Here is an 8174-nt window from a genome sequence, read left to right on the forward strand (position 1 = left end):
GCCTAAAGCTGCTTACCAGCCTCGGTCCTGCATACGGTCAGCTTTCTCCAGTGTGGAGATTTCAATTCCTTTCATAGGCGTACCAAGACCCTTTGAAAGCTCAGCAATGAGTTTGTAGTCCTCGTAATGAGTTGTCGCCTCAACAATGGCACGGGCAAACTTTTCAGGATTGTCCGATTTGAATACGCCGGATCCCACAAATACCCCGTCTGCTCCAAGCTGCATCATAAGAGCAGCATCTGCCGGTGTAGCGACACCGCCTGCGGCAAAGTTTACGACCGGAAGTTTCCCGGAGCGCTTAATTTCAAGCAGAACATCGTAGGATGCACCGAGATTCTTCGCTTCCGTCATCAGCTCGTCTTCACTCATGCCTGCTACTTTTTTAATCTGGGACTGCATCATACGCATATGGCGAACCGCTTCTACGATGTTTCCTGTACCTGGCTCCCCTTTTGTACGGATCATGGAGGCCCCTTCTCCGATCCGGCGGGAAGCTTCCCCGAGGTCTCTTGCACCACACACAAACGGAACCGTGTAGTCGCGCTTATTAAGGTGGTACACTTCATCCGCCGGAGTCAGTACTTCACTTTCGTCGATGTAGTCCACACCTAGTGCTTCAAGCACACGTGCTTCCACAATATGACCGATACGTGCTTTGGCCATAACCGGAATACTTACGGCATTTGTTACTTCCTCGACGATCGTCGGATCTGCCATACGGGCAACTCCGCCCGCTGCGCGGATATCCGAAGGAACACGCTCAAGTGCCATTACAGCTACGGCACCTGCTTCTTCTGCAATTCTCGCCTGCTCAGCATTGACAACGTCCATAATGACGCCGCCTTTCTGCATTTCGGCCATACCTCGTTTTACACGATCAGTTCCAGTTTGTTTCATGGTGAAAAATCCCCCTTTATAAATTAAGCCTGAATTGTCGGATTCTGATTATCCTTATCCATTATAACGGAAAACCTGTATCAATTTCGAGTAAATGATTTAAAAACACTTTTATCTTAAATCCATTCACGTTTCTGACAGTCTTTTTTAATAGGATCTGTTAAAGTCAGTTGTTGATTATCTCTCACTGCACTCCCTTTCCGCGGGTCCCACTGCAGCCTCCTCGGGAAAATCGCCCTGCGGGGTCTTCCGTCGGTGCTGTTCCCGCAGGAGTGTCGCTCGTTCGTTCCAATCAACTTGATTAAATCAACATTAAACATTAACAGAGCGTTTTAATAAAATATGCTACCTTATCCTTTTTTTCAGGGTCTAAATGCGCAGACAATCTGTCCTTTTCAGGATAAACTCCCTCTGTGTATATTACCATTTTCTATTAAAAAGTGCTGAATCCGCTATTCTATCAGAAACTTTGTCCACACAGACCAGAAAAAGTAGAATAGATTATTTTTATAGGGGCGCCTCTATAAATAAACTCAGGAGTGAAAAAAATGACAGAAGAAAATCAAATCTTTTTCAGCCCGGATGGCGAAACAAGTGTCCAGCAGGAGGAAAACGGAAACGGCGATGATAATGATAACGGAGATCAAGAAAACGGCTGTCCGGATGGCTGCTGTACCGGTGACGAAATTCTGTGTGTAGCCATTCCCTGTCCGATTGATATTGTCCTGCTTGGACTGCAATTGCGTCTTGAACTTCCATGCATCAGGCTTTCAGGCCTCGGCGACAACCCTTTGGCGGAAGCGGACGTCCAGCGCCTGCTGCAGGTGCTGACTGGTATTATCGGCGGTCTCGGAAACCTCGGCGAGCAGTCCGAATAACAGTGAGCAAGCCTGCTTATACAGAAAGAGGCCGGGACAAAAAATAAAGTGTTAATGTGAGAACCCGAACTAACAAAAAGGCGGTAAAGCGGATGAAATATACGCTTGACTCCTGCGGGGAGAAAAGCGCAGGTGAGACCCCGCAGGGCGAAGCATACGGAGGCTCAGCCGCTTCCCGCGGAATGCAGCGTATCTTTCAGGAGCGATGATTTTGCGCTCCATATAAATTGTTCGGATTTTCATTTATTCAAAACACTTCTCTCCCAGACTCGCTTATACAAAAAAACTGAGAGACAGATGTCTCTCAGTTTTTTGTTTTATAAACCGGTAGTTACAGCCAGCCGGTTACAGTGTCGGAAACAGACGTCCAGACACCGGAGAAGAATCCGCCGATGCTTCTGAAGAGCAGCGTAAACCAGCCGGCACGCTCTACTCCCTCATTTGCTGTAACATTTACCTGCGTATATTCCTGTCCTTCGCCCTGAAGGTAGCCATAGTTTTCACCATCATAAGTGACATGCATCGTGCCGATGACATCACCTGCTTCTACAGGGGCAATCAGATTTCCATCTTCATCAAACAGGGAGTCGTCCCATTGTACTTCATAGGAGTAGGCATCTTCTTCCCCGTTACGTATCATAAGGGTTACGCTCTCATCTGTGGAAACAGATACTTGATCCTTTTCCCCCTGTGTAACAGGAACCATTTCATTGTCTTCGAGTGTCATACCTTCAGGAAAAACTTCTGCAGTAGAGAAGTTCTGGAATCCCCACTCCATCAGGCTTTTCGTTTCATTAAAACGGTGGATCTCAGAATCGGCTCCCATAACGACAGTAATAAGACGCTGCCCGTCCTTTTCTGCTGTTCCGGTAAATGTATAGCCGGCAGCAGAAGTAAAGCCGGTCTTCAGACCATCCACATATTCGTAATCAACATCTGAGACCTGGGTGCCTTCAAGCATCCAGTTCCAGTTCTGCATCTGAGTACCGGCGCCTTCAGGCTGAAACTCTTTTGATGGGATACTGGCTGTTTCAAGAACTTCCGGATAATCGTTAACTAGATGGTAGGCAAGCGTGGCCGTCGCTCTTACCGACATATAGTTATCATCATCAGGCTCGGTCCCTTCCGGGTGATTCCCGTCGAGCAGACTGTTTGGCAGCCCAGTGGAATTGACAAACTGGAAATCCCCGATATCACGGTCGGAAAGCTCTTCAAGGTTGGAGATGCCGTATTCCTCACCGGCTTCACGCATCACGTCACCCATTCCAAGTTCTTTCCCTTTTTCGTTCATCATCTGAACAAATTCGCCCTCAGAGCCGGCAATAAGCTCTGCCAAAGCCATCGTGGAGGCGTTAGCCGAATAAATTGCCACCGACTCGTAAAGTTCCTCCACTGTATACGTTCCCGTTGTAGTTAACGGAACATTCGAGAGCCCTCTGTTACCTGACAATTCATGCAGATAATCACTGATAGGGACAGGCTGGTCCCATGAAATGTCTCCGTTATTTACCGCTTCAAGAATTAAGTATTCACTCATCATCTTTGTCATACTGGCAGGCGGCAGGACATCATCGATTTCTTTTGCATATAGTAATTTTCCCGTGTCTCCATCAACGAGCAATACATTTTCCACTTCTGTGGAATAGCTGGCTTCCGCTGTATTTCCCCCTACTGTAAATACGCTTGAAAAAACAAGCAGAAAGGCCATAAGCGATAAAGCCGCTGTTCTAAACTTTCCCATTTCTCTTCCTCTCCTTGAAGCAAACTTATCTATAAAAAAACACGCACACGAAAACATCCCGGACCGGCTCATCCGCCGTCAATTCCGGTTAATGTGTCCGTCTGCCGCTACAACCGGCTATCACTGTAACAAACGTAATTTTACCACATTACCCATAAAAAAAATAGATAGGGGAGTCCCCTATCTATCTGCAACTTTTCGCCTATCCCCTCACGTCTAAAGGGAATAGTTTGGTGCTTCTTTTGTAATCTGTACATCATGCGGATGACTTTCTTTCAAGCCTGCATTTGTAATACGGATAAACCGGCCGTTTTCGTGAAGATCCTCTACTGTCGGTGTGCCGCAGTAACCCATTCCTGCATTTATCCCGCCAACGAGCTGGTGAATGGTATCCTTCAGAGGTCCCTTATAAGGCGTACGGCCTTCGATGCCTTCCGGAACGAGCTTTTGTTCTCCCTCCTGGAAGTATCGGTCCTTACTGCCTTTTTCCATGGCACCGAGGGAGCCCATGCCGCGGTAGACTTTAAACTGACGTCCCTGGAAGATTTCACGCTCACCAGGGCTTTCCGAGACCCCTGCAAGAAGGCTGCCGAGCATTACAGCATGTCCGCCTGCTGCAAGTGCCTTTACAATATCGCCGGAATATTTAATGCCCCCGTCAGCAATGATAGAGGCCCCGTGCTTTCTTGCCTCTATGGCGCAGTCAAAGACTGCAGTAATCTGAGGAACACCAATCCCTGCCACCACTCGTGTCGTACAGATAGAGCCCGGGCCAATGCCTACTTTTACAATCGTTGCCCCAGCTTCAATAAGGTCCCGGGTCGCTTCTGCAGTGGCTACATTCCCTGCAATAATATCAAGGTCCGGATATTTCCTGCGTACTTCGCTCACTTTATCCAGAACACCACGTGAGTGGCCATGGGCAGTATCTATGACAAGTACATCAATACCTGCTTCTACAAGGGCTTCTGTGCGCATATCGGAATCCCCGCCCACACCAACAGCCGCTCCAACAACGAGTCGTCCTGAAGCGTCTTTAGCAGAATTCGGGAATTCAATGGCTTTCTCGATATCCTTTATGGTAATCAGGCCTTTTAGAATGCCTTCGTCATCAACAAGCGGGAGCTTTTCGATCTTATATTTCTGAAGGATTTTCTGTGCTTCATCAAGCGTTGTTCCGACTGGTGCAGTTACAAGATCATCCTTTGTCATCACTTCTTCAATTTTGATCGAATAATCATCGATAAAGCGCAGATCACGGTTTGTCAGTATACCGACAAGTTTTAGATTCTCATCTGCAATCGGAACTCCGGAAATACGGTATTTCGACATCAGATGCTCAGCGTCAAAGACCTGATGATGTGCCGATAAATGGAACGGATTGGTGATTACCCCGCTTTCAGAGCGCTTTACGCGGTCCACCTGCTCGGCCTGTTCTTCAATTGACATGTTTTTATGAATAATTCCAAGTCCGCCTTCACGGGCCATCGCAATTGCCATTTGTGCTTCTGTAACAGTATCCATCCCTGCACTGATAATCGGTACATTCAGCTGCAGCTTATCAGACAGCTTCGTCTTTACCGATACATCCCGGGGCAGCACCTCTGAACGGGCGGGCAGCAGCAGCACGTCATCAAATGTTAACCCTTCCTTACCAAACTTTTCCTCCCACATCGACTGTTCCTCCTTATTATTTTCCCAAAATATTATTAGTAGCTTATCAACTGGGTACACTACTGTCAAGAAATTTAAGCAGGTTCCAGAACTTGCAAAATAGCGTCAGCCTGAGGGTTTCCACTGTTTTGCCACAGGAGGTAATGGTCTTGAGTTCAAGCGCATTTTATATTCCTTTTCAATCCATTGATTTTGTAAAAGAATTTCTCGTGAAAAAATATGAAAACCTCCACTTAAACAATGCCCAGTCCCTCGCTTATCAAAACGGCTATTCTTTCTTATATTATCTTGAAATGGGAAAACAATACGTGGATCAGGCTGCAGTTGCTCCCATGGCGACCCGGCCGGTCCTGCTGTTTTACGGATGCGTGCAGTGGATGAAAGCATGCCTGCTTACTGTGGACCCGGAATATCCCGGTACGACACAGGTGCTCGCCCATGGGGTAACTGCAAGAAAGCGGAAAAAACAGGGTTATGCGTTCTGGGAGGACGAAATAAAGGTGCAGAAAGAGGGGTTATTTCCTTATTTTTCCGACAGGTTGTTTCATGTGAAACAATTAACCGGAGAAAAATATACCATGAACACGCTGTTACGCAGAATCCCTGAACTGGCTCCAGTTATTGAACGTATGTTCGGATCTCCTGTTCTTTTTCCGCTCACACGTTCAGACAGATCATCTTCTGTATCCGATCATCTGTTAAAAACACTGGAGATGGATGTGCCCAGATTTGATGCCTGGCTTAAATCCTTTGGTCTGCCTTCTTCTTCAACCAAAACGAAAGGACAGCTGGACATTATTTCTGATAACCGGATTGAAGATCATCCATTTCTTACAACCAGGGATCAGCAGGGTGTCTCCTGGCTCCCGGCGTTTCGAACCGATTACCTTCCGCTGCCGGAACTGATGTGTCATTATCTTATTTTGTATAATTTAAGCATGGTCTGCAGGTATGAAACAGAATGGTGGTGTGAACTGCTTCACACATTTCCGGGTCATGATTATCCCTGCATTCATGCCTTTCTTAATACTACATCAGTTAAGCTTCCTCTCTTAATCGAACGGGTGCTCAGTTCAGACTGACAGCTCCCTAAAAAAAAAGTGGATCCGGAAAACGGCTTAAGCGCCTCCGGATCCATTCTGAATTCCTGTAAAGGTTACTACTTCATTGCCTGCTCAAGATCTTCCCAGATATCCTGTGCGTTTTCCAGACCTGCTGACAGACGGAGCATACCATCAGTAATTCCCATTGCAAGTCTGTTTTCCTCAGGCACCACTGCATGTGTCATGGAAGCCGGGTGCTGGATAAGTGTTTCGGCATCGCCCAGACTTACGGCCACCTGAACCAGCTTCAGTTTATTAAGTACCTTCTGTGCTACCTTTTTCCCGCCTTCGATTTCAAATGTAATCAGACCGCCTGGCTGACTCATCTGTTTTTTTGCCAGATCGTACTGGTCTGAAGCTGGGTCCCCCGGATAGATGACTTTGGAGACACGCGGATGATCTTTCAGCTTGTCAAAAAGAAAAGCCGCGTTGGTACAGTGACGGTCCATACGTACAGAAAGTGTTTTCAACCCTCGCAGAAGAAGCCATGCATCAAATGGAGCCATTACGCCACCCATATCTTTTAATGTCGTCATTTTAAGTTCCTGGATAAAATCTGCCTTTCCTGCTGCAAGACCGGCAATCACATCGCCGTGACCGCAGATATATTTCGTGGCGCTGTGCAGAACCACATCTGCTCCCATATCAAGCGGCTGCTGCAGATAAGGTGAGCAAAACGTATTATCCACCACGACAGTAACGCCTCTTTCTTTGGCAATTTGAATCACTGTTTTCAGATCAATCAGTTTCATGGTAGGGTTAATCGGTGTTTCCACATATACAACCTTTGTATTTTCTTTTATTCCTTCTCTTACAGCTTTTTCATCATTCATATCGATAAAATTATGGGCGATGTTATAGCGTTCCTGCGCCATTTCCAAAAAGCCGAACGTGCATCCGTAAACTCCCTCTGAAACGAGGATATGATCCCCTGAGCGGACGAGTGCCATAAGTACTGACGATACGGCAGCCATACCTGATCCAAAAGCCGCTCCTGCTTCAGCATTCTCCAGGTCTGCAATCGCCTTTTCAAGGATGTCGACTGTCGGGTTGCCGAGTCTAGAATAAATGTAACCGCTTTCATTTCCAGCAAAACGGGCTTCACCCTGCTCTGCTGAATCAAAACTGAAAGTGGATGTCTGGTAAATTGGCGGTGTCAGACTGCCATGATGACGCTGTCTGTCATAAGCTCCATGAATCAACCTTGTTTCCAAATCCTTTTTTTCCCTCACCCTTGCCATCCCCTTTTTATCTCTTTCTTTCATATATTATTATACTCAACCTTGCCGGTACTTGAAATACGATTTGATAAAGACACCGCGCTACAGTATCAGCACAGTATTCTGATGAAGTTCCTTTATAAATCTGCCTGAACGTAAAACGCCATGCGGGACTTTACAGGTCCGCTGCATGGCGCTTTACTTTATTTGATGGGGGAATACTGCATGTCTTGCCTGATGCACTTTTATTCTACTACAGAAAAGCAGATTGATAAATCTGATAAAAGTCTTGTTTGTTGTCTGTGAAAGACTGTCACAGTTCTTTTGGTCTGCATAGTATGGCTTTGTTTGCTTCCTAAGTAATTGTTCAGTGACTGTTTCTTATCCTAACCGCTGGAAAAGTACCACGGCCAGAAGGGCATCAGTTTCGTATAACGGGACTTTTCCACTATTTTGCTTAACAATAGGATTTGCAGCAATGGTGACAGTTTTTCAAGCAGCTTAACACCGGCAGGCTATTTGGCACGCTATGAATGGCAGCTTCGTCATGCCTGGCTCGCCTTTATTCCAGCTGTAGGAATTCTGATGCTCCTACTGTTTAGGAAGAGACTCAAAGCTGATGGGACGGAGGTGAGAGGCTGAATGTGTATTTTTTATCCTT

Annotated in this window: 6 protein-coding genes; 2 read left to right on the forward strand and 4 right to left on the reverse strand. The window is 46.5% G+C overall.

Features of this window, described 5'->3' with window-relative positions:
• Nucleotides 1-12: 12 nt before the first annotated feature.
• Complete coding sequence (gene pdxS, locus CR205_RS19930) at nucleotides 13-897, reverse strand: pyridoxal 5'-phosphate synthase lyase subunit PdxS (protein ID WP_110521912.1); 885 nt, start codon at nucleotides 895-897, stop codon at nucleotides 13-15.
• 548 nt (nucleotides 898-1445) lie between these two features.
• Between pdxS and CR205_RS20640 the strand changes: the two genes are divergently transcribed.
• The gene (locus CR205_RS20640; protein WP_236634938.1) at nucleotides 1446-1775 is read left to right on the forward strand and encodes a hypothetical protein; all 330 of its coding nucleotides are present in this window, start codon (nucleotides 1446-1448) and stop codon (nucleotides 1773-1775) included.
• A 331-nt stretch (nucleotides 1776-2106) separates the two neighbouring features.
• Here the strand turns inward: CR205_RS20640 and CR205_RS19940 are convergent, their stop codons facing one another.
• Nucleotides 2107-3516: a D-alanyl-D-alanine carboxypeptidase family protein gene (locus CR205_RS19940; RefSeq protein ID WP_110521913.1), complete on the reverse strand. Its 1410-nt coding sequence runs from the start codon at nucleotides 3514-3516 to the stop codon at nucleotides 2107-2109.
• A 216-nt stretch (nucleotides 3517-3732) separates the two neighbouring features.
• Entirely contained in the window at nucleotides 3733-5190 is a 1458-nt protein-coding gene (guaB, locus tag CR205_RS19945) for an IMP dehydrogenase (RefSeq protein ID WP_110521914.1), read from the reverse strand.
• Nucleotides 5191-5339: 149 nt separating this feature from the next.
• Here guaB and CR205_RS19950 point away from each other — a divergent pair, with 149 nt between their 5' ends.
• Complete coding sequence (locus tag CR205_RS19950; protein ID WP_161524843.1) at nucleotides 5340-6272, forward strand: YaaC family protein; 933 nt, start codon at nucleotides 5340-5342, stop codon at nucleotides 6270-6272.
• 77 nt (nucleotides 6273-6349) lie between these two features.
• Here CR205_RS19950 and megL read toward each other — a convergent pair whose 3' ends face one another.
• The gene (gene megL, locus CR205_RS19955) at nucleotides 6350-7525 is read right to left on the reverse strand and encodes a methionine gamma-lyase (protein WP_236634954.1); all 1176 of its coding nucleotides are present in this window, start codon (nucleotides 7523-7525) and stop codon (nucleotides 6350-6352) included.
• Nucleotides 7526-8174 lie beyond the last annotated feature (649 nt).

Origin of the sequence: Alteribacter lacisalsi (genome assembly GCF_003226345.1) — a bacterium.
Lineage (GTDB): Bacteria > Bacillota > Bacilli > Bacillales > Salisediminibacteriaceae > Alteribacter > Alteribacter lacisalsi.

Coding starts and splice junctions, on each gene's coding strand:
- pdxS (WP_110521912.1), bottom strand. CDS start 897: ATGAAACAAACTGGAACTGATCGTGTAAAACGAGGTATGGCCGAAATG.
- CR205_RS20640 (WP_236634938.1), top strand. CDS start 1,446: ATGACAGAAGAAAATCAAATCTTTTTCAGCCCGGATGGCGAAACAAGT.
- CR205_RS19940 (WP_110521913.1), bottom strand. CDS start 3,516: ATGGGAAAGTTTAGAACAGCGGCTTTATCGCTTATGGCCTTTCTGCTT.
- guaB (WP_110521914.1), bottom strand. CDS start 5,190: ATGTGGGAGGAAAAGTTTGGTAAGGAAGGGTTAACATTTGATGACGTG.